The sequence below is a fragment of the Lonepinella koalarum genome, from assembly GCF_004565475.1.
GTDB classification, from domain to species: Bacteria; Pseudomonadota; Gammaproteobacteria; order Enterobacterales; family Pasteurellaceae; genus Lonepinella; species Lonepinella koalarum.
This window is the reverse complement of record NZ_SRHX01000002.1, coordinates 1-19,818: the sequence shown is the minus strand read 5'-3', so window position 1 is coordinate 19,818 and position 19,818 is coordinate 1. Positions and strand designations below refer to the sequence as shown.

Annotated in this window: 36 protein-coding genes; 16 read left to right on the top strand and 20 right to left on the bottom strand. The window is 40.0% G+C overall.

The genetic code is table 11. The features are described 5' to 3' along the window. Positions 1-31 precede the first annotated feature (31 nt). On the top strand, positions 32-253 hold the full coding sequence (locus tag E0709_RS02840; protein WP_132301763.1) for a hypothetical protein: 222 nt from the start codon (positions 32-34) through the stop codon (positions 251-253). Here the strand turns inward: E0709_RS02840 and E0709_RS02835 are convergent. From E0709_RS02835 to E0709_RS02775, 13 genes are all read right to left on the bottom strand, one after another. Then, positions 237-1,769, bottom strand: a complete 1,533-nt coding sequence (locus E0709_RS02835) for a terminase large subunit (RefSeq protein ID WP_132301765.1) — start codon at positions 1,767-1,769, stop codon at positions 237-239. The genes E0709_RS02840 and E0709_RS02835 overlap by 17 nt on opposite strands. Continuing rightward, positions 1,735-2,202: a hypothetical protein gene (locus tag E0709_RS02830; RefSeq protein WP_132301767.1), complete on the bottom strand. Its 468-nt coding sequence runs from the start codon at positions 2,200-2,202 to the stop codon at positions 1,735-1,737. Before E0709_RS02830 ends, E0709_RS02835 begins: the two co-directional genes overlap by 35 nt. A gap of 3 nt (positions 2,203-2,205) precedes the next feature. After that, positions 2,206-2,538, bottom strand: coding sequence for a hypothetical protein (locus E0709_RS02825; protein ID WP_132301769.1), 333 nt, complete (start codon positions 2,536-2,538; stop codon positions 2,206-2,208). A 227-nt stretch (positions 2,539-2,765) separates the two neighbouring features. After that, complete coding sequence (locus E0709_RS02820) at positions 2,766-3,101, bottom strand: type II toxin-antitoxin system HicB family antitoxin (protein WP_132301771.1); 336 nt, start codon at positions 3,099-3,101, stop codon at positions 2,766-2,768. Continuing rightward, positions 3,098-3,346, bottom strand: coding sequence for a type II toxin-antitoxin system HicA family toxin (locus E0709_RS02815; RefSeq protein WP_132301773.1), 249 nt, complete (start codon positions 3,344-3,346; stop codon positions 3,098-3,100). The genes E0709_RS02820 and E0709_RS02815 overlap by 4 nt, the downstream gene beginning before the upstream one ends. 72 nt (positions 3,347-3,418) lie before the next feature. After that, positions 3,419-3,808, bottom strand: coding sequence for an antiterminator Q family protein (locus E0709_RS02810; protein ID WP_132301775.1), 390 nt, complete (start codon positions 3,806-3,808; stop codon positions 3,419-3,421). Next, complete coding sequence (locus E0709_RS02805; protein WP_132301777.1) at positions 3,805-4,371, bottom strand: recombination protein NinG; 567 nt, start codon at positions 4,369-4,371, stop codon at positions 3,805-3,807. The genes E0709_RS02810 and E0709_RS02805 overlap by 4 nt, the downstream gene beginning before the upstream one ends. Positions 4,372-4,497: 126 nt before the next feature. Then, positions 4,498-4,920, bottom strand: a complete 423-nt coding sequence (locus E0709_RS02800; RefSeq protein WP_132301779.1) for a recombination protein NinB — start codon at positions 4,918-4,920, stop codon at positions 4,498-4,500. Between the two features lie 80 nt (positions 4,921-5,000). Continuing rightward, on the bottom strand, positions 5,001-5,645 hold the full coding sequence (locus E0709_RS02795) for a replication protein P (RefSeq protein ID WP_132301781.1): 645 nt from the start codon (positions 5,643-5,645) through the stop codon (positions 5,001-5,003). 2 nt (positions 5,646-5,647) lie between these two features. Beyond that, a complete protein-coding gene (locus E0709_RS02790) occupies positions 5,648-6,529 on the bottom strand; it encodes a helix-turn-helix domain-containing protein (protein ID WP_165867218.1) in 882 nt (293 codons plus the stop codon). Next, positions 6,519-7,352: an HNH endonuclease gene (locus E0709_RS02785; protein ID WP_207905233.1), complete on the bottom strand. Its 834-nt coding sequence runs from the start codon at positions 7,350-7,352 to the stop codon at positions 6,519-6,521. The genes E0709_RS02790 and E0709_RS02785 overlap by 11 nt, the downstream gene beginning before the upstream one ends. Positions 7,353-7,521: 169 nt before the next feature. Next, the gene (locus E0709_RS02780) at positions 7,522-7,827 is read right to left on the bottom strand and encodes a hypothetical protein (protein ID WP_132301785.1); all 306 of its coding nucleotides are present in this window, start codon (positions 7,825-7,827) and stop codon (positions 7,522-7,524) included. A 20-nt stretch (positions 7,828-7,847) separates the two neighbouring features. Beyond that, on the bottom strand, positions 7,848-8,054 hold the full coding sequence (locus tag E0709_RS02775; protein WP_132301787.1) for a helix-turn-helix transcriptional regulator: 207 nt from the start codon (positions 8,052-8,054) through the stop codon (positions 7,848-7,850). A 131-nt stretch (positions 8,055-8,185) separates the two neighbouring features. Here E0709_RS02775 and E0709_RS02770 point away from each other — a divergent pair, with 131 nt between their 5' ends. The 3 genes from E0709_RS02770 to E0709_RS02760 are packed head-to-tail and all read left to right on the top strand — an operon-like array spanning position 8,186 to position 10,162. Then, positions 8,186-8,845, top strand: coding sequence for a LexA family protein (locus E0709_RS02770; protein ID WP_132301789.1), 660 nt, complete (start codon positions 8,186-8,188; stop codon positions 8,843-8,845). Positions 8,846-8,852: 7 nt separating this feature from the next. Continuing rightward, positions 8,853-9,395, top strand: a complete 543-nt coding sequence (locus tag E0709_RS02765) for a hypothetical protein (protein ID WP_132301791.1) — start codon at positions 8,853-8,855, stop codon at positions 9,393-9,395. Beyond that, entirely contained in the window at positions 9,392-10,162 is a 771-nt protein-coding gene (locus tag E0709_RS02760; protein WP_132301793.1) for a DUF1828 domain-containing protein, read from the top strand. The genes E0709_RS02765 and E0709_RS02760 overlap by 4 nt, the downstream gene beginning before the upstream one ends. A 27-nt stretch (positions 10,163-10,189) precedes the next feature. Here the strand turns inward: E0709_RS02760 and E0709_RS02755 are convergent, their stop codons facing one another. From E0709_RS02755 to E0709_RS02745, 3 genes are all read right to left on the bottom strand, one after another. Continuing rightward, complete coding sequence (locus E0709_RS02755; RefSeq protein WP_132301795.1) at positions 10,190-10,375, bottom strand: ribbon-helix-helix protein, CopG family; 186 nt, start codon at positions 10,373-10,375, stop codon at positions 10,190-10,192. Positions 10,376-10,713: 338 nt separating this feature from the next. After that, the gene (locus E0709_RS02750; protein ID WP_132301797.1) at positions 10,714-11,070 is read right to left on the bottom strand and encodes a helix-turn-helix domain-containing protein; all 357 of its coding nucleotides are present in this window, start codon (positions 11,068-11,070) and stop codon (positions 10,714-10,716) included. 1 nt (position 11,071) lies between these two features. Further along, positions 11,072-11,374 (bottom strand): DNA-binding protein, encoded by a 303-nt coding sequence (locus E0709_RS02745; protein WP_132301799.1) that lies wholly within the window; start codon positions 11,372-11,374, stop codon positions 11,072-11,074. A gap of 375 nt (positions 11,375-11,749) precedes the next feature. Between E0709_RS02745 and E0709_RS12230 the strand changes: the two genes are divergently transcribed. Further along, on the top strand, positions 11,750-11,926 hold the full coding sequence (locus tag E0709_RS12230) for a hypothetical protein (RefSeq protein ID WP_165867219.1): 177 nt from the start codon (positions 11,750-11,752) through the stop codon (positions 11,924-11,926). A gap of 479 nt (positions 11,927-12,405) precedes the next feature. On the opposite strand, the gene E0709_RS02740 is transcribed toward E0709_RS12230, so the two are convergent. Next, complete coding sequence (locus E0709_RS02740) at positions 12,406-12,894, bottom strand: hypothetical protein (RefSeq protein ID WP_132301801.1); 489 nt, start codon at positions 12,892-12,894, stop codon at positions 12,406-12,408. A 388-nt stretch (positions 12,895-13,282) separates the two neighbouring features. Here E0709_RS02740 and E0709_RS12485 point away from each other — a divergent pair, with 388 nt between their 5' ends. Continuing rightward, complete coding sequence (locus E0709_RS12485; RefSeq protein WP_243640862.1) at positions 13,283-14,143, top strand: antA/AntB antirepressor family protein; 861 nt, start codon at positions 13,283-13,285, stop codon at positions 14,141-14,143. A 47-nt stretch (positions 14,144-14,190) separates the two neighbouring features. Here the strand turns inward: E0709_RS12485 and E0709_RS12225 are convergent, their stop codons facing one another. After that, positions 14,191-14,601: a hypothetical protein gene (locus tag E0709_RS12225; RefSeq protein ID WP_165867220.1), complete on the bottom strand. Its 411-nt coding sequence runs from the start codon at positions 14,599-14,601 to the stop codon at positions 14,191-14,193. Between the two features lie 181 nt (positions 14,602-14,782). Here E0709_RS12225 and E0709_RS12220 point away from each other — a divergent pair, with 181 nt between their 5' ends. The 8 genes from E0709_RS12220 to E0709_RS02695 are packed head-to-tail and all read left to right on the top strand — an operon-like array spanning position 14,783 to position 18,183. After that, a complete protein-coding gene (locus tag E0709_RS12220; RefSeq protein ID WP_165867221.1) occupies positions 14,783-14,959 on the top strand; it encodes a hypothetical protein in 177 nt (58 codons plus the stop codon). Between the two features lie 30 nt (positions 14,960-14,989). Next, entirely contained in the window at positions 14,990-15,250 is a 261-nt protein-coding gene (locus tag E0709_RS02725) for a hypothetical protein (protein WP_132301805.1), read from the top strand. Next, positions 15,240-15,560 (top strand): hypothetical protein, encoded by a 321-nt coding sequence (locus E0709_RS02720; protein WP_132301807.1) that lies wholly within the window; start codon positions 15,240-15,242, stop codon positions 15,558-15,560. Before E0709_RS02725 ends, E0709_RS02720 begins: the two co-directional genes overlap by 11 nt. 10 nt (positions 15,561-15,570) lie before the next feature. Further along, on the top strand, positions 15,571-16,488 hold the full coding sequence (locus E0709_RS02715) for a recombinase RecT (protein WP_132301809.1): 918 nt from the start codon (positions 15,571-15,573) through the stop codon (positions 16,486-16,488). Beyond that, the gene (locus E0709_RS02710; protein WP_132301811.1) at positions 16,472-17,134 is read left to right on the top strand and encodes a translocation protein TolB precursor; all 663 of its coding nucleotides are present in this window, start codon (positions 16,472-16,474) and stop codon (positions 17,132-17,134) included. The genes E0709_RS02715 and E0709_RS02710 overlap by 17 nt, the downstream gene beginning before the upstream one ends. Then, positions 17,135-17,605 (top strand): single-stranded DNA-binding protein, encoded by a 471-nt coding sequence (gene ssb / locus E0709_RS02705; protein ID WP_132301813.1) that lies wholly within the window; start codon positions 17,135-17,137, stop codon positions 17,603-17,605. A gap of 9 nt (positions 17,606-17,614) precedes the next feature. Next, positions 17,615-17,911 carry a hypothetical protein gene (locus E0709_RS02700; protein WP_132301815.1) on the top strand — a complete coding sequence of 99 codons (297 nt, stop codon included), beginning with the start codon at positions 17,615-17,617 and terminating at the stop codon, positions 17,909-17,911. Then, positions 17,911-18,183: a hypothetical protein gene (locus E0709_RS02695; protein ID WP_132301817.1), complete on the top strand. Its 273-nt coding sequence runs from the start codon at positions 17,911-17,913 to the stop codon at positions 18,181-18,183. The genes E0709_RS02700 and E0709_RS02695 overlap by 1 nt, the downstream gene beginning before the upstream one ends. Positions 18,184-18,189: 6 nt before the next feature. On the opposite strand, the gene E0709_RS02690 is transcribed toward E0709_RS02695, so the two are convergent. Next, positions 18,190-18,375: a ribbon-helix-helix protein, CopG family gene (locus E0709_RS02690; RefSeq protein WP_132301819.1), complete on the bottom strand. Its 186-nt coding sequence runs from the start codon at positions 18,373-18,375 to the stop codon at positions 18,190-18,192. 260 nt (positions 18,376-18,635) lie between these two features. Next, positions 18,636-19,298, bottom strand: a complete 663-nt coding sequence (locus tag E0709_RS02685) for a DUF4145 domain-containing protein (protein WP_132301821.1) — start codon at positions 19,296-19,298, stop codon at positions 18,636-18,638. Position 19,299: 1 nt separating this feature from the next. On the opposite strand from E0709_RS02685, the gene E0709_RS02680 reads away from it, so the two are divergent. Next, entirely contained in the window at positions 19,300-19,482 is a 183-nt protein-coding gene (locus E0709_RS02680) for a hypothetical protein (protein WP_132301823.1), read from the top strand. A gap of 79 nt (positions 19,483-19,561) precedes the next feature. Next, positions 19,562-19,732: a hypothetical protein gene (locus E0709_RS02675; RefSeq protein ID WP_207905234.1), complete on the top strand. Its 171-nt coding sequence runs from the start codon at positions 19,562-19,564 to the stop codon at positions 19,730-19,732. Positions 19,733-19,818 lie beyond the last annotated feature (86 nt).

The window sequence follows — 19,818 nt, the reverse complement described above, 5'->3', positions numbered from 1 at the left end:
CCAATTCGTACTTTAAAAGCAAGGATTTATTATGGCAAATGCAATAACCGAACACAGTAAAAAATTGCGAGCCAAAACCGCTCACGAGTGGAATAAAAAAATGCTTGAGCAAGGCAAGGTTCAACGTATCAGTTTACAACTTGCCACTGACACTGCACAAGAATTTGACGCCATCTGTGCGGAATTAGGCGTTGCTCGTCCGCAAGCAATTAAAACCTTGTGTGAACTGTATCGTGCTACACATTCCCGTTAATCATACTGCCCCCATAAGTCGGAGCTTTGCGTAAGCCTTGGTAGTCTTCGTCTTGCTCCGACCTTGGTATCACATAATTTAATGCAAAAGTAAATGACAAGGCATCCGCCAAATCAGGCGAATGAGCCATTTCTTTTTTGCTCTGCATTTTCAGCCGTCTGGAACTGTCGTATTCTGCTGACAACATCAGCAAATCGCTTTCGAAAATATCGTTATCGGGAATATCTGCCCCATTTTCGAGCCATTGGTTCATTCTGTCCCACATTTCCGCCCGCTTGTTAACATAGGCATCAGGTTCATCGGCTTTACGGCTTGCCTTAATGTCCATCACTCGGTCTGAATAACCCAACTCCACCAAGCGGGAATAAACGCCCAAGCCTAGACCTACGGCATCTACAAACATCATGTCGACCTTGTATTCATGAATCACATCAACACAACGTCCCACAATCGCCATTAAATCAGGCTGTTTAAACCGCCACGCTTTCAGCACTTTCTGCCCTTGACGTAACACAATCGCTGTACTGTCTTTACCACCAGCAGCGGGGTCAACACCACATACAATCGCTCCGTAAGGTTTAAATTCTGCCTTGCGGGCTTCTCGTACGGCGACCGAATTAATAAACGCATTTTCGCTGGATTGAAAGGCTTCTTCAGGGGTAATCGGGTATTGCTCACGAAACAAGGCAAGCCGTTCTTCAGGTGAACCCTTAAACTCTCGCATTTTAGCTTGTCGCCACGCTAACTGCTCATCGTCAATGCCATACAAGACTTGATAATCCCGTTCTTCAGAACTAAACTCCACCCCCGTTGCACTTTGACGATATTCTTTCATCGCCGTCCACGGATAAAACACGGGTGTGTATTCATTTTCACCCCGTATGGCTTGTTCCCACGTTTGATGAAAATATTCACCTATGCCGTTTGCGGTAGATTCAAGAAAAATCATGGAGCCGTCACCACTGGGTACAGTTTGCATTACTCCAGCGGTCATCTCCGCTTGGTTTTTACTGCGTGACACTTCCGACCAATGCAAACATTGAATGGTCGAACCGTGTCCCACATTTTTACTACCTGCCGTGGCGGTTTTAAACGCACTATCCACATCGGTGAAGGCTAATTCATTGGTGCTATTGCGGTGAGCTTTCGGCTTAAATTCATCAGGGGCGTTATCATGGTAACGCTTAATCATCTCGAACAGCTCTTTAGTCGCACTGTCTAAATGCGTCAACACAAGGGCTTTCGTCCCCCTGTGGTAAATCGCCCACCAATAATACAACGCCCCAATAAAGGTGGATAACCCCATTTGCCGAGCTTTCAATACAATAAATCTTGCTCGATGTTGCATCTGCATTTGGTCGTAGAACTTATCCAACAAATCTAACTGCACCGAATTTAATACAAAGGGAATCACCCCTTGATTTTTGGTACGGATTTTCAAACAGTAATAGGCAAAAGCCTGAAAGTTACGCCGAAATTCATCACGCAGACGATCGACCTGTTCCGAGTTCGCCATTGTCAATACTCTCCAACCATTGGGAAAAATCCGTCGTCGTGCCTGTGGCTTGGTTTTCGGTACTGGCTCCTAATGCCAACCGATATACCTTTTGCAAATCAACCAATGAACTAGTGAGCGATTTCATATCCCCAGCTTTCTCACAAGTAGAAATCTTGATAATAATATCAGATTGAGCAATACGAATAGCCTTTAACGTTGTTGTTTCAAACTCAGATAATTCATCCGCACGGTTTTCAATAGATTTCTCAATGGATTTTGCTTCCAATTTACTTCCAATCTGCTTCCTTTCATTTTCCCATTGTTCACGCATCACTTTTTTAGAAAACGTGCTATACGGAATATCAAAGGCTTCGGCAAAATCACGAGTAGACAAAGAAGACTTTACAAATTCAAGTTTAATTGCAACCCAATCATAAGATTTCTTCGCCATAACCTACCCCAACCAATACCCAACGATACTACCTAACAGCAACCCTGCCATAATCCGATACCCCAAACAACATTGACAATTCGTTCCATATGCAAACAACAACGCTAACTGCTTCCCTTGTTTAAAGAGAAACGGCAATTCTTCCACCGGCTTTTCACATACCCACGCAATCTTTTGTTCCGCAAATGGATCTTCTTCCACTTCATCATAGCCCACATAGACTAATTCCGAACTCATCGACCTTGCTTTGGCTTTCGCTTCTCGCACTGTTTCCGCTAGAATCGCTAAGGTTTCTGTTTCACCGTGAAAAGGGTAAGTGAAATAACAATTCAACATTATTTTCGCTCTCTCTGAATTAAAAAAGGCGACCTTTCAATCACCTAAAACAAACTGCGGTTCTGTGCATCGTCATTTTGAGCAGTTGGTTTTTATTCGTTGCAATAAAAAACCCCAAGCATTGCTGCTCAGGGCTGTAAATTCTTTCGTGCATTTTAAATGTACGAAACCGCACTATAAGTGAAATGATACAGTTTATGTCTAGACAAATCAAGCATTTTTGTATATTAAACAGCCATTCGATTCACTTTTTCTTGAATTGCCGCTCCCACAAAGGCATTTAACGACATATCGCCAGCGGCTATCACCGCCATACGGTGTAATTCTTCACTAATCCGCACATTGAATACACCTTTAAAAGGCTTGTCAGGCGTTTTGCCTAATTCCGCACAATCACTCAAATACAAATCCACAGACGTACGAAATTCTTTTTCTAATTCAGGTAAAGTTTCCGCTTCATATGTGACCAAATCCCGAATATATGCTAATTTACCAAACAATACATTATTTTCTAAATCAGGCTCAATTGTGCCAACATAGCCTTTATAGTTTAACAACGTCATAATATACCTACCTGTTTTAAGGATTCTTTCACTGATTTTAATACACCGCCTTTAATATAATTTTCAGGGTGTGGCTTGTGCAACAAGATAATATGGTCAAGTTTTGTGTTAAAAAATCGAACTCGAGAACCTGCCATTTCTTGCTTCTCATATCCTTGTTGAGCAAGCAAAGTGACTAAATCCATCCAAACAAACGTACTTTTAGCCCCTGCCAGTTTCTCTAATAATTTTTCAGCTTTTCCCATAAACTCAACCTATATTATATTTAGTATCAATTATAGTTACATTTTTCTATTTTGCAACTATTTTTGCTACCATTATGCTAACATAATGCACTGATTTTGACTAAGCATTAACTTCAACGATGTTTCTGCTACTCTCATCAAATTAAAATAATGTGCTTTACTCACCCCAAATCTTGTTAAAATCCCCCTTTGCGTCACCACCTTATACTTATTCCGCAAATCATACACAGGCAACCGATACGCATAAGTCGCCATAAACAAATCATACAGCTCAGGCGTAACTTTTTTCATTACACAAACACAACGGTCAATTTCCATCGCCAACTCGTCCTTAATCGGTACCACTCGCTTTGATTTCATCACGGGCGGAACAGGAATACTTACCGACAAGCTCGGATATTCCGTACCTAATCTCGGTGTCGCCCAATATCCCCATTGAATACAAACATCTTTAAAACTCACATCAACCCCTTACACTTCACCTTATACACCCGAATCAATTTCTTAATCTCAGGAATCGTCAACTTCAACGGCTTATGGTCTTTTCTTTCCAACCATTCCACCCGCTCTAGCCCAATTTTCCGCACTAAATTAATCCGATATTCCGTAATATTCCCACTTAAATGTGTATTGCAAGGCTGACATTGCTTATGGCAATTGTCTTCATTAAACCGTAATTCAGGGCAAGCCTTGGTGGTGCGATAATGCCCTGCGTGCCATTGCCCCTGATGAAACCGTCCGCACGAAATACAGGGTAAATCCTTATCCCTTAAACGAATAAATTGATTGAAGACTTTCTGCAAATCTTTCAACCAATCTTGACGGCTTTTCAAATTCTCCCGAACTTGCTTAATCTTGGCTCGTTCTGCTTTCTCTCGTGCTTTCCGCTGCTTAATTTTCTCTTTTTCTGCTTGCTCCTTAGCAAACTGCATCGCACAAGCCACCGAACAGACTTTCGCAAAGCTACTGCGTGGCACAAAGTCCAGTCCGCAAATCTTGCATTTTTTACACCGCACTTTTTTCATTATTTCCCCTTAAAAGACAACCAACCCCATTTAAGAGACAATCATTTCAATAACAAAAACAAATCTTTACAATAAGCCAACCCATTTAAGAGACAACCACCATTTTCGTAACGTCACGAAAATGATCTATCGCCACCGTTCAGGCAACCATTTCCAATCATTAAACCGCACGCCATTTTCAACGCCCCAACTCGTCAGATATTCAATCAAACTCGCCATACGGCTAACGCTCATTTGTGCTGAACTTTCCCGAATATTGACAAATTCCCCCTCTAACCCTGCCACAATCTCAAAGCCCTGTTTAGTCGCTTGTGCGTGAGCGGAAATAAATAACACTTTCCATTGCTCCATACTGAGCTTTCTACCGTGAAATTCGCACTGATTCGCCACGTCTTGGCACATGGCATGGAACTTAGCATTCTGTTCAAGGTTACGAGTAATCGGCTTAATCTGCACCACTAACGGCTTTTTCTCATCAATTGGCAAAGTGCGAATAAACTCGATTAAATTGCACCGCACTTTTTCCGATTTAAGCTCAACGTATTTCATCGCTTAATCTCTCATTCCAAGCCAAAATATAAACGCCATAGTGGCGAAATAACCAATAGTAACTATTGCAGCATCAGACATTAATTCACCCTTACCCCTTTAAACATCGCTCTCATATTCGCAATGTGTTGGCTAACTTGTTCTTTGCTCGCAGGAATAATCACTTTTTCTGGCAAGGCTGGTTGTGGTTTGGGTACTTTCCAGCCTGCATCCAATCGTTTTGCCGTACGGTTTAATTCCTGCTGAATTTCTGACCGCAAGTCCTTATCCGTCCACTGGTTCGCACGCTCTTTGCAATACAACCCTGTAATCAAATACCGCTCTAAATCACTGTCAAATTTAAACCGGTCAATTTCTTCCATACCGTACGCCATAAACGCCACAATGCGTTGATATAGCTGGTCTTCCGTGGCTAATCCGTGCGGATTGTAGTTTTTCTTACACCACGCAATAAACTCACCCACACTCGGCAAATAACCGTTTGGCTTCGCTCTCGCTTCACGCATCCCGCATTTCACCATCTCAAAATTATTCACGCCCTGTTCCTGAAAACCCAAAATCCATTGCTGCTTAATGCGTTTGAGTTGAACAGAATCGATATTCAACAACACCGGACAACTGGCGATTAAATTTTTAAATAACTCATCCACCATACCTGCTACGTCATCATGAAAAACCTTGCCAACAGTGCTTGTTGTGGTAGCGTTTGAAACTTGATTATTCATGGTTAAAACACCCCTTCCCAATCTTCCGGACGATTCCACTGCATCGCATTTTTCTCCGTAAACGACATCTTCCGCTCCACTTCACCAAACTGAATTTGTGATTGCCGTTTCATTTCCAGCTGATCCCATTTTTCACGCAACTTGTGCGGACTTAAAATATTCGATTTCCAAAAGCCATCACGGTTCGCCCACTGGAATAATTCGCAAATTTCACGGTGCGACCGCCTGTCAATCTCTCGAATCAGGCGAACCTCATTCGCCCAGCGATTGATATTCGGGTATTTTATTTTCGGGTTGAGTTTTTGCAGTTGGCTAAACATCCATTCCGCTGTCGTCAAATCATCGTTAGAAAATTTTTCAAGTTTTCGCTTCGGCGACTTCGTCTGAACTTGTTCGGACGAAGAAGATATTGATTGGTTAATTATTGGTTCAAAAGAGTTATTGGTTCTGGGTACAGATTCTGACCCATCTAAGGGTACAGTTTCTGACCCATAGGGTACAGATTCTGACCCATCTAAGGGTACAGTTTCTGACCCATCTAAGGGTACAGTTTCTGACCCACTTGATTTAACACTTGAATTTTTAGTGATTTTGGTTTTAGTCAGAATTTTTTCCATGTTTAATTTATACAAATTTGAAGTATTTATGCCACTCTCTTTTTTGCGTTTAATGACCAAAATAAATCCTAATTCTTGTAATTTTGTTAACGCCAGTCTTATCGTTGTTTTAGATTTAATGGAACATTTATCTTGTAAATAGGCTAAAGACGGGAAACATTCTCCAGTTTCATCATTCGCATTATCCGCAAGGCGTAAAAGGATTAATTTTGTTGTTGAGTCGGGAAGATCTAAATCCCATACATGACCAAGTAGTTTAGAACTCATTTTCATTCTCCTGAATAAAAGTTTCCAACGTTGTTTTAAACGTAGTCCAATTTCTCGCTGTTTTTGCAAATTCCTTTAGTTCTTCTACGTCAAAACCAAGAGAAGTCGCTTTTTTCATAAGTTGCATGACATAACCAAAATTTACATACATTCGATTTTTCAAAATCCCTCGAATGTAACAAAGTTCTCTGTCAATTTCAGGCATGCGATTAACACTACAAATCTTCGGAATTAAATTAAAAAAATCATTGCTTTTTTCTTCATGAGATTTATCTTTTCCGAATCCAAAAACACTCTCAAATGCGGAATCAATGGCGTTCAAAATTTCTTCAAGAGAGAATTTCTTCAACCATGATTTAATCGTTTTTTCCCCATTCACATTAACTTCATGGGGTTCTATTAATTCGTTTACTTTCTTTGTAATAACCATAACAAGATCTTGATCTAAATTGGCGAGGCTTTCTCGCCATTGCAGCATCATTTCAAGTTGCTCGCGTTTTTCATTCAGCTCTTGTAATTGTTTTCTTTGCTTTTCAATAACGGAATTATCCGTTAGTAAAATATCCTTTTTACCTAAATTGCAATCTGAACAAGATGTAATCAAATTCATCAAATCATCAGATCCGCCCTTGCTGACAGGATTTATATGATCGACGTGTAAAACCACATCAGGTGCAGACTTACCGCAGTACTGACATTTAAAACCATCTCTTTTAAAAATCTCAAAACGGATTTTCTTAGATAATGGTTTTCTAGCAGTTTTTACGTCTTTTATCGGCATTTCACTTGCCTTTTTGTTTTTTTTAGTGGATAATCTACCCATACTTATTACTCCTTTATGGATTAAGTAACTAACCACCGCCCAACGGTGGTTTTTTATTTGCTAAACAAGTACCAACCAAGTAACATAAACGCTACCAAGTAAATGTAAAAAAACTGATCGCTGAGATAAAATCTTTTCAGCCGGTTTAAAAATTCTTTCACTGGAGTATTCATTCATTTTCCAAATATTTCTCATGCAAACGGCTATCCAAGCCATTTAACGCCAATAACAACAGCTCAAATTCCTTACGTTCAACGGCAATGTGCGTGGCTTTATCCACCAGCCCAAAACCATTCGCCGCAATGAAATTCAAGGCGGTTGTTAATTTCTCACCATTCTCACCTGTCAAACGGCAAAGCGTGGACGGGTCGCAGTCCATACGATCTGCCACATCTACTTGCTTTTGTGAGCGGTATTTTGTCATCAAAGGATCGGCAAGCTCCCTTGCAGATCTTGTTAACGTATTGCGTGCCATTGCATTTGCCTTTGGGTAAATTAGGTTTCAACAGGGAAAATATCTTCAAACGTGCAATTAACGCCGCATTGATTAAATACCGCAATAATCTTGCGTGCGGTATCTAATTTAGGGGTACGCCGTCCAGTTTCATAATGACCTAATGCCCCTTGTGTAATAGCAACACGTTTAGATAATTCCTGTTGGGTTAAATTGGCAGATTGTCTAAATTCTAAAATCTTGTTCATTTTTTAACTCCGTTAATATTAACCAAATAATACTATATGTAAATTTAAAGATCAACATAAATATACTATTAGTATTTTGCATATTTAATACTTTGCGTAATAATCAACATCTAAAATAAGGTAGGTGAATTATGAAAAAACCGTGGAATGACTACGTTCGTGAATTAATGGCAATCTCTGGCAAAAATCAAAACGATATAGCGGATGCAATGGGGAAAACCCAAGGGGCAATCGGTCACTGGCTAACAGGGAGAAGAACCCCAAACTTTGATGATGTTGCCCAAATATTAAAAATCTTAGGTGCGGAGAAAGTTATATTAAACAAAGACGGTACCGTTGAAGATTTTGATGTCAATGTAACGCCTGTTAGATTGCGTTCCCATAAAGTCCCCCTAATCAGCTACGTCCAAGCAGGCATGTGGACGGATATTAATTTACTGCAAGACAGCGAAGATTTTGAATATATCCTCACGGATTTAGACGTATCCGAAAATGCCTTTGCCCTGAAAATCAAAGGCGACAGCATGGAGCCTGATTTTATCGAAGGAGATGTGATTATCGTCGATCCAAAAATCCAACCTCACGCCGGTGAATTTGTAGTGGCTGTTAATGGTGATTATGAAGCAACCTTTAAAAAATACCGTCCGTTACAAGACTACGATAATTACGGTAATCGGCACTTTGAATTAGTGCCCCTCAACCCCGACTACGATAAACTCACCACCTTAAAACAGGCTATTCGCATTGTGGGAACCATGGTAGAACACCGCATTTATCGGCGGAAACGGTAGGGGAAATATGGCAACTATCAATGAATTAATCATTCCACAATGGGAAATTGATAATATTATGCAACAAAAAAAGATTGTCAATTTCAATCATGCCATATGGAGTAAAAAGCAATTTAATCAGCCAGAGCCAGCTTGGTTAAAATTGGCTTTACCTGTTTTTGATGAAAATCAACTCCCTATTACCCATTTAAAATTACAATGGCAATATCGCCCAGCAAGAAGAGCAGAGTTAATCCCTGAAATGAATTTTATGGCAATGTATAAAAACCGCCGATTATTTGCCGTAGATCAGGGGCAAAATATCGCTCACCACAACGCATTTACCGATGTTTTGCCTACACCGCCCACACGCATTGAAGGCTGTCACTATCACTTATTACACGAAAAACACAACCAAGAAACAGGTTATCCCATAGAAAAAAAGATTGAAAAAACAGATGACTTTTTCTTTTTTTCGGAGTATTTTTTAGAACAATTTAATTGTTCTTATACGGGGAAAATACCCCACCCAATTTATAGCAATAATGGACAAATGGAGTTAAGTTTATGATATGCAATAGTGTTTTATCGCATTTAGGCTATGATTGCCAACCGTTATCAAGCGGATTGGTAAGAATTAATACGCCATTTTTCCAAGATGATGGTGATGTTATTGGCGTGTATATTGAACAATTAGGTGATGATAAATTTTTAATTACTGATGATGCAAAAACCTTGATGAACTTAGAAAGTCGTGGCGTATCGCTTTCTCAAAAACGGTTTAACCACATTAAACAAAATTTATCATACAGGGGAATTGAACTCAATCAACGGGCGGAAATCAACAGCATAAGCAATTCAGCGACACTTGCTCAACAGTTACAAAAAGTAATCCAAAGCTCAATTATCACAGGTGGAATGGCTTCAGATTGGTTTAGTCTGCCTGAAGATAAATTTGAAAAAGAAGTGAAAGGTTTATTTCGCCAAAATAAAGGTAAATTCAGCCAACAACTTACTTTTGATAATAAATTCACAGGGTTAAGCGGTCATCTTGTTAATATTCCTATTTTGTTACAGGGGGCAAATAAACCTAATAAACAAATTTTTACAGTCAGTGTAAAAGCTCAAGGAAACTGGAATAGTGCCTATAGCGTATTAGGTAAAATGACGGATTTAACCGACCCAACAAACAACGCTCAAAATACGCAACAATTTGTCATTATTGACGACCACAATGTAGGCGACCAATTTAACAATCTTGTCTTACTTTTTAACGCACAAGCTCAAGTTTTACCATATCAAAAACAGAATATTTGGTTAAACAAGCTCGCAGCATAATCCAAACCGTCTCAACTCAAGGGGCGGTTAAACCCCATATTTCCCCGCCAAATACCGCACCCCGTCACTCACCAGCTCCGTTTGTGATTTGCCCGTTTTACTGCTTAATTGCTCCAGTAATTCAATCACCGATGAATGCAGTTTAAAGGATTTCAACTTCACCCCACGCTTTAAATCGCTTCTCTCTTGAATTTCTTTTTTCGTCATCGCCATAATAAAACCCTTGCTTTTTTCACCGCAGTTTATTAATATTTAGGAACTGCCTAGCGATAATTGCAGTTACCGCTAGGACTTGAAAGTTATCTAGTAAACTGGCACAGCCAACATTAACAAGATAACTAGGATTAAGATTTTAACGCACATAATCCAGTTCCTTTTGTAAGCCCCACTCTGAACAGCGTGGGGTTTGCTGTTTCTAGCTCCTTGCTAGATGTGATTATTATAGTATGTACTACACCATAAAGCAAGCAATTTATACAAATTTTCCAATAAAAAAGCCCTGAATTAACAGGGCTTGAATAATATTCACAGGGTTATTTTATTCTAATTTTCTATCCTAATTCCACTACTAAATCAGGGTGTTTATTAAGTAGTTTCAATAATGCTACTGCTGCTCCACTTGGATTACGCTGTCCTTGCTCCCACGATTTTAACGTATGTACAGAAATCCCCAACCGCTCAGCAAATTTACGCTGTGAAAGTCCTGTACGATTACGAGTTTCTGTCACGGGGGAAGTTTCAACATAAGTAATTCGCCCGTGCTTGCCTTGTTTTGCATCCATTAAGGCTTCGGTTAAACTTTCACGAATAACCACCGCATCCGGATCGTCCGCAATCACCGCATTAACCATCGCTTCAATATCCCAATTTTTCGTTTTGGCTTGAATTTTTTCTTGAATATCACTCATATTACACCGCCTTTAATTTTTTTATCTCTGATTGAGAAACATTTTCCTGCTGATTTTTGGCATACAAGTCCAATAACAACACTACACCGTCATCGAGCAAGTTAAAATAAATAATCCGCAACCCACCACGCTTACCCCGTCCAGAGCCTTGCCAGCGAACCTTACGCAAACCGTGAGAATTAGGGATAACATCGCCGACTAGCGGATCGCTCGCAAGATAGCTAAAAAATGCCGACCGTTCCTGTTCGTCCCAAATATTATCCGCTTTTTTCTTAAAGCGTTCCTGCTCAATAATCGTGTACATTATTTTCTCAATGATTAATAAGAATAAATGTATTATATGGATACAATGTATTATATTCAAGCATTTTTTATGGGTTATCCCCCCAAAATCCCCACCGCACTTTTCCAAAATTATCTCCTTTCAGTCACATCCTTGCTCAAAAAACAAGCAATCAAACAAATTCCCTAAAAATTTATTTCTTTTAAAATCAATAAAATAAAAATACAATATGTAATTTTATAAAATAAATAATACTTTTAGTATTTACAATCTTGATTACATTTTGTATTATACCACATCAAAACAAAACACCCTAACAATCAGAGCAGGCGGACGAAAGGAAGTCGAGAGATAAGCAGAGATGATTGTTAGCACCAACAGATGAAAAGGAAAAAAATGGAAATTAACAACGCCCAAGAATTAAAAGCCCTCATGATTACCGAAGTGCTTGAATATTACGCAGAAAAAACAGGGAAAGCCCTTGAATTTTTAGCAGACCTGCTTGAAACAAGTAGCGAATTTAGAGATTTAATCATGGGTGAAGTGGAATTTATTGCATTAAAACTTTTATAAGGCGTATCTAAACGCCTTCCCCCGAAAGGGATTGCTCTTTAACAATTTAATTCAGAACTTGCTATCAATGCCGAATGATTGCCCTTACTGGCAACAGGAGATAAGGTTAGTAAAAGCTCTCTCTGAGTGTAAGGTAACAGAGAGAAACGTGGAAGCCCATAAAGACCCACCGCCTTAACAGACCATGTGAAAGCCATGCCCGATTCATTTATTGGGGTTGTCCGATAGTAAGTTCAGGCGAAATCTGGGCGTGTACAGTAAGACACAAGAAAGTAACCGAAGAAAAATACAGGCTCTGGGGATTAGCCAAAAAATCCCCATTCAAAACCGCATTTATTGCTTTTTATCAACCAACTTAATGCAGATAAAGTGCGGTGTCAGTAAGTGCGGTTTTGAATAACATCTCAATGGTCGGAAAGAGATAAAATACCACCATCCGTCACTACTAATGACATACCCCACGCAAGTGGGGATTTTTTTCAAGAATCGTTTCTGATTTTTTCCAACAGAAACGCATAGAATTTAGGCGTGACGATATAAGACTGGAACACAGGATTGAACATTTTTAATTGAACAAGCCCTTTAGATAACAGGCTCGAACGGATTTTAACATTCGGAATCTCCGCAGGAGCAGAGCCGTAACTCACTAAATCCATTAACACTTTCCGTTCATCATCCGTTAAGGCTTGATAAATCCCTTCATACTGTTTGAAAGCACGCCAACGGTTAAAGCGTGGATAAATATAATCATCAATTTGTTTTCCAGCAAGAAAAAGCGAAGTGGATACAACAAACACGCACAAACCATACACAAAAAAAGGCTCTTCTCTCGGAGCAATCCATTGTAAAAATGTAGTGTACGGCACAAGAATATAAATCAACAAAACAATCGCAAGATAAAAAAACATAGCAATAAATGACACCTTTTTAGAGATAAGTTCTACGACTTTAAAGATAAAGTCCCACATATTGAAACTCCTTTGTTGAGTGAATGAATTTTGACACTTCTATTCTACTCTAACACCGAAAAGGCGCAAAGGAGTTTCAATATGGGGGCTTGACATCCCCCCCACTCCGCCCTATAATACCCCCACTTTCAATAGAAAGTCAGGATTGGCGTCCTGAAATTGTCAAGGCGGAGAAACACAGCACGCCTAAAGCGTGTTTTTTTATATCCGCAAAACAGCAAATCTACCTTTTCCATAAATTTATGGAAAAGTCCAATGATGAGCTGAATGGGAGATCGAAAGATCGCCGTGATCCTTGACTACGGTACGCCAATCTCGTTCAGTTCATCACCTATAAATTGGCGTTTATTCGTGATGAAGTTTAAAAACAAGTCAAGGAATAAACAAAATGACAAATGCAAATTTAATCCCTGTCTTCAACGGACAAATTGAAAATCAACCTATTCAACTTTGCAACGCACGAGAACTTCACACTTTCGTTGAAAGCAAACAAGATTATTCAGACTGGATAAAAAACCGCATCACCGAATACGGCTTTATCGAAAACGAAGACTACATCATCACAACCGTTCGCACCAACGGACGACCACGCAAAGAGTATCACATCACCCTTGAAATGGGCAAAGAACTTGGAATGGTCGAACGCAACGCCAAAGGCAGACAAATCCGCCAATATTTCATCGCGTGCGAAAAACAAGCCAAAGGCGAACAAACCGCGGTGAAAATCGCCCCACTTTCCAAACAGCACCAACAAAACATCAAAGAGTTAGTGATGGGCAGAGCCAAAAGCCTACCGAAAGACCAACAAGCGAGAGCCACCATCACCCAATGGTCAGCACTCAAAACCCATTTCGGCAAAAGCTACAAAGACATCAACGATGACCAATATCTCGAAGCCGTGAGCCTACTCGCACGCCTACCGCTAGACGGCGAAATATGGCTAGACGGCGAACAAGTGTTGTTAGATAAACCCCAACCCCAAGCCCCACAAACAGGCATTGTTCTCACCCCTGACGAACTCGCCCTACTGTTACGCTTATGGTCATCCAGCACCAACCTACACGAAAGCGGACACCACCTACTCCGCCGACTCAACGGCTTACTGGTCGGGCGTGAAGTGGACAGCCTACAATTCAACGTAAGGCTCCACACCGAACTACTTAAGGCAATCCATCCGTTAATCGAACGGCTAATGCCCCAGGTACAACAACCCCAAAAAACGTTGTTACTAGGACACGCAAAACACTAGGAATTACCACCGCACTTTACGCTTTGATTTTCAAAGTGCGGTGAGTTTTACTCGTTTTTCGTTTTGAATTTATCGGTAATGTGATTAAACGCAACTGGCAACAAAGACATACCCACTAAATTAAACAACAATTTCATAAAGAAATATTGTTCATAAGCCGTATCAATATCGGCTGAAAAATTTAGCCCAATATGTTTCATCTCATCAAAACTGAGAGAGCCAGCGGTAATTTGACTAATAATGGTAAAAATCAAATAGGCTTCAAACCCGACCACATTATTCAAATTAAATTTACTATCCACAAACCAATAGAAACAAGCCAAACACAAAACGAGTAAAAGATAAATCCAATATTGACAACGGAAAGATAAATCGCTTTGAACCACAAAAAGGTAATACCCAAATGGCGTAACCCATTGAACAAAAGCCAAATATTTTCCAACTTTTTCAATATTCATAACGCACTCCACGGAGAAAAAGAATGTTACACAAGATTAAACAATATATTACACGCTTTAAGCAAGCAAACCCAACAATAAGCGAATACTTAATCGGCATAACGCTGGCTATCACTGCTTACTATATCGCATTTTTCTTATATTACATCATTAACTAAATCGTACAAAAAGGAAACAGAAAATGACGCAAAAATACGAGAATGTATATAACTTCACTCTGCAAGATGGTGCAAGTTTAACGCTAAATATTTACATCAATTCAGCCCCCAAAGAACCGATTAAATGGACTCCGACGAATAACTGGGATGACACATTCATCACCCCAGCTAAAAAAGAAGAACCTTTTAAAGTGCGTTAATGTTTTTGCTCAATTATATAAGGAAACACTATGAAACTGCTCAAAACCTACTTACAAAACATCTTCACCGGCATTGCTCTAGCACTTCTCATTATGGTTGCCATTGCACTTATCGCTAGCTGCCACCCAGCCTTTGCCACCACACCACAAGAAACCTGTGCGGACAAAGGCGGTGTATGGCAACACGGACACTGTCTGGCACGAGATATGACAGACGAAGAAATTGAATACGCCAAGCAATGGGTAACGTTAAAACAGAGAGAAACACAGGAGCAAACCCATGAAAGATAATTTTAGAGCGTGCCAATGGTTACATGACCACATGGAACCACCTGATTTTTTAGTTAATCCTGAATTGACCTTTGATGATATAGACCAAGGTGCCTGCTATGACGAAGAAAAGCAGCAACTCATTGAACATATTTTTTGCAGTGCTGCCGTCGATACAAAGAAACTCGATGCGGTCTATTTCGCCATTATCCGCTTTGCTGAATGCCCGACAGGGACGTTAGGTAAATTACTTGCCGACATTGAAAAGGTCGCCCCAGATATTCGCCGAGAAATCCAAGTTGTCATGCAAGCAATCAATCAAACACATTAAGGGAATTGTTATGACCACCGAAACAACACCAACCGCACCAGCTAAAAAAACACATTTCCCCGTGAAAGAGTTTTTTGACAAGCCGGTTATTCAAGAAAAAATCAAATCACTGTTAAACAAAAATGCCGATGCTTTCACCACAAGTGTACTGCAAATTGTCAATAGTAATACCATGTTGCGAAATGCTAACCCAATGAGCATTTTTAACGCTGCATTAATGGCAGCAACCTTAAATCTACCACTACAAAATGGCTTAGGTTTTGCCTACATTGTACCTTATAAAGGTCAGGCACAATTCCAACTAGGCTACAAAGGCTTAATTCAATTAGCCCAACGAAGCGGACAGTTTAAACGATTGGTCGCCGTGCCAGTGTACGAAAAGCAACTGATTACCGAAGACCCGATAAACGGCTTTGAATTTGACTGGAAACAAAAGCCCGAAAAAAACGAAAAGCCAATCGGTTATTACGCTTATTTCAAGCTGATTAATGATTTTACTGCTGAACTTTATATGACCGAAAGCGACATCTATGAACACGCTGAACGCTATTCACAAACCTACCGCAGTTATATGAATGGTAATGGTAAAGGCGGTGTATGGGTCGAAAACTTTGAAGCGATGGCTCTCAAAACGGTGATGAAATTGCTGTTATCCAAGCAAGCCCCGTTATCCGTTGAAATGCAACAAGCGGTATTAGCCGACCAATCTGTAGTAAAAGATGCCGAAAAAGGCGAATTTGATTACCCAGATAACCAAATTGAAGATGCTGAATTTATCCTAAACGTCAATGAAGAAGACTTTGCAAAATGCAAACAAAGTATTCAAGCCGGCGAAACCACCTTACAGGACCTATGCGACAACGGCTTTGAATTTAGCCAACAACAATATGCCGAATTGGAGAAACTCGAAAATGAACTATCAGCTTAAAGTGCGGTGTTCCAGTATCGCTGATATTATCGGTACACCAAAAACCAAGGCACAGCAAAATGAACTAACCCAAACCGCCAAAAGTGCGGTGCGAAAAATGGCAAAATATGACCTTTTCGGCTATCAAGACTTTGACGGCAATAAATACACTGAAAAAGGCATACAGCTTGAAGATAAAGCCATTAAGTTAAGTGGCTTAACCCGTGGTCTTGCCTTAAAGAAAAACACCGAACGCAAAGAAAACGATTTTATTACCGGTGAATGTGACATATACGTCCCCAGTCGGAAACTCATAATTGATACAAAATGTTCGTGGGATATAGGCTCACACCCATTTTTTCCTGACGAAGCCCAAGAGAAAGCTGAAAAAGCAGGCTACGACTGGCAAATGCAAGGTTATATGTGGTTATGGGAAGCTGAAGAAGCTCAAGTTGACTTCATTTTGTTGCCGACTCCACCTGATTTACTCACCAGCTACGACGACCCCGAACGCTATATCGGCTTAGTGGAACAAATCCCACAACGCCAGCGGATTACCACAGTCACAGTTAAACGGGATGATGAGAAGATTGAGCGGATAAAGGAGCGTGTGGCAGTATCTCAAAATTATTATCAGCAAATTATTGAAACTTTAGGGAGAAATTAAATGGCAGGAATAAATCGTGTTACTATCGTAGGACGCTTAGGTAACGACCCCGAAGTCCGCACAATGCCAAACGGTGACGCAGTCGCCAATATCAGTGTAGCAACATCGGAAAGCTGGACGGATAAACAAACAGGCGAACGCAAAGAAGCGAACGAATGGCACCGTATTGTATTTTATCGCCGTCAAGCGGAAATCGTGGGGCAATACCTACAAAAAGGCTCACAGGTCTACATTGAAGGCAAACTCAAAACCCGAAAATGGCAAGACAAAAACGGCACCGACCATTACACCACGGAAATTCAAGCTGATGTAATGCAAATGCTTGACAAAAAAGAACAAGAAACCACTACATCATCACCGCCAGCAGCTCGAAGCAGAAACGCTTATGCGGAGCAGAAACAAGGCTATACCAAACCAACGACTTCTGCCCCGTCGCAAGAGCAGGACTTTGATGATGATATTCCGTTTTAGGGGGGAATAATGGCTAAATATTTTAGTTATTCTACAAATGATGACGATTTTTTTATTTTCGACACCTTAGAACAAGCCAAGCAAGCAACGCTAGAAAAAGCCCGTGATTTATATGAAAATTTCGGTTATGACGGTTTTTTAGATGATGAACAAATTGGGTGGATTGAAGATTGTTTCTACGGCGAAGTATTAGGGAAAATACATATCCCCAAAAGACAACCTGAAGATAGCGAAGAACAGAATTTCAAAGAGGCGTATGACCTGGAATATCTCATTGATAAGCCTGTTCTGGTTAAGGAGAAATAATGGCTAAATTCAAGAATAAAAAAGAAAATTCACTATCAGATGAATTTCGAAAAAAAGCCCATAAATATGAACGTTTTTTAAATGATAAAATTCCAATAATTAAAAATGAAGAAAATGCAATTGATGAAATTCTAAATTATTTTACCAAACTAGAAACAACTGAAAGATATTTGTTTACATATGTCTTGATTCATCAATTTGTAGCAATAGGTTTTGTAGCAAAAGAAGTTGGAAAATTTGTCCGAAAAATAAAAGAATTATCGGGAGAATAAAGGCTCTCACGAGCCTTTCACCTGTTTAAAACACTCCACCGCTTGAATAATCAACTGATTCTGCGGAATGCCGTGTTGTTGGCTCAACCGCTCAATTTCCGCAATCACTTCAAGGGGAAGTTTAAAGCCTTTTTGACGAATCCCACGCTTTTCATTGCTGCGGTTCACAATTTCGGTTCTTGACAATGCCATAATAAATTCCTTATAATTTGAAGAACTAGGGAGCCGGTAACTCCCTAGTAAATTATCAGATTAGTAAACTGGCATTGACCAGAGTAATAAAATGATAATCAGGATAATGTATTTGAACATTTGGTTATCCTTCTTCAAGCATAAGGATTAAGCCTTACACTCACTTTCAGGCTTCCCCCTGAAAGTGATTATATTATAAGTTGGTTTTCCAACTAAAACAAGCAAATTTTAAGAAAGCCTACAAGTTTTTGTAGGCTTTTTTATTTGACAGGAATCATCGCCGGCAAGGTAAAGGTATATTGCAAAAACAGCTGCGTAAACAGGCGCAGCTCTTGCAATTCATCAAGCGAAATATCATCGTGCGTGGCATCATTACCCAGCGCACGAATACGGTGCGCAAAATCGCCCATTGATTTTACTAGCAAGCCATTTTTCACTAACGCGTTAATGCGCCAATTTAGATTTTTATCAGTATTATCATCAAGCAGTTTCAGGGCAAATTCCAACGTTTTGCGAAAACCTAAACCTGAATAGGCAATCATTAAACGGTCGCCACGAGCCTGTAAAAATAACTGTTCAGCGCCTGTTAATTGCTCAGCAATATTGTTTGGTAAATGTGCAGGAACTTCAGGCTTAGGCGGTTTAGGCAACCATTCGGGATCGAAATCAAGCAAGTCAAACAGACTATCCTTTTCTCGCCAGTCTGCGTGTTTTCTAAATGCATCAATTGCTATCAGGTCAGCAGGGTTTTTCTCATTAAAGCCAAGGCTTGCCACAATGCCATGCCCACAATAATTGCAGGTTGCTAATATCGAATAGACATCAAAAGGTACGCTTTTCACTTTTCGCTGCACAAAGCCACCGACTTCAAACGCCACATCTTTCTTACCGCAATGCGGACAATCATAACCAAAGGTAATCATTATGGAATCCTTACAAATATTCACCCAATTTATTGACAACACGGTTAATGAACCGAACGCCAATAGCCTATTGCACACATTCTACACGAATTTATCCGAACACGAAAAAGAAATCTTTGTCATCGCCCTAATCGGACACGCCACCACCACGCACAAATTGCTGGAATACGAAAGAATGAAATAATTTGACACCCCACCGCTCTTTCGGTAAGATAACCGCACATTCAAGCCGTCCCAAACGGCTTTTTTTATAGGAGCTGAAAATGGCTGAACAATTCGATCTTGAATTATTTGAAAATGATGCACATCAAAACGGTATTCGTTATTGGATAGCACACGACTTTATGCAACATCTTGGCTATGAATCTTGGAACACCTTCAAAAGTGTTATCATTGACATCCTCCCCGCCCTAAAGGATGGGGATTCCTACTAGCTCCCCCTTTCGGGGGCTACTCTCGGTGGGTTCTTGCTGCTGATCTCTAATGAGATTCACTTCACAAGCTCTACGGGTATGTCCTA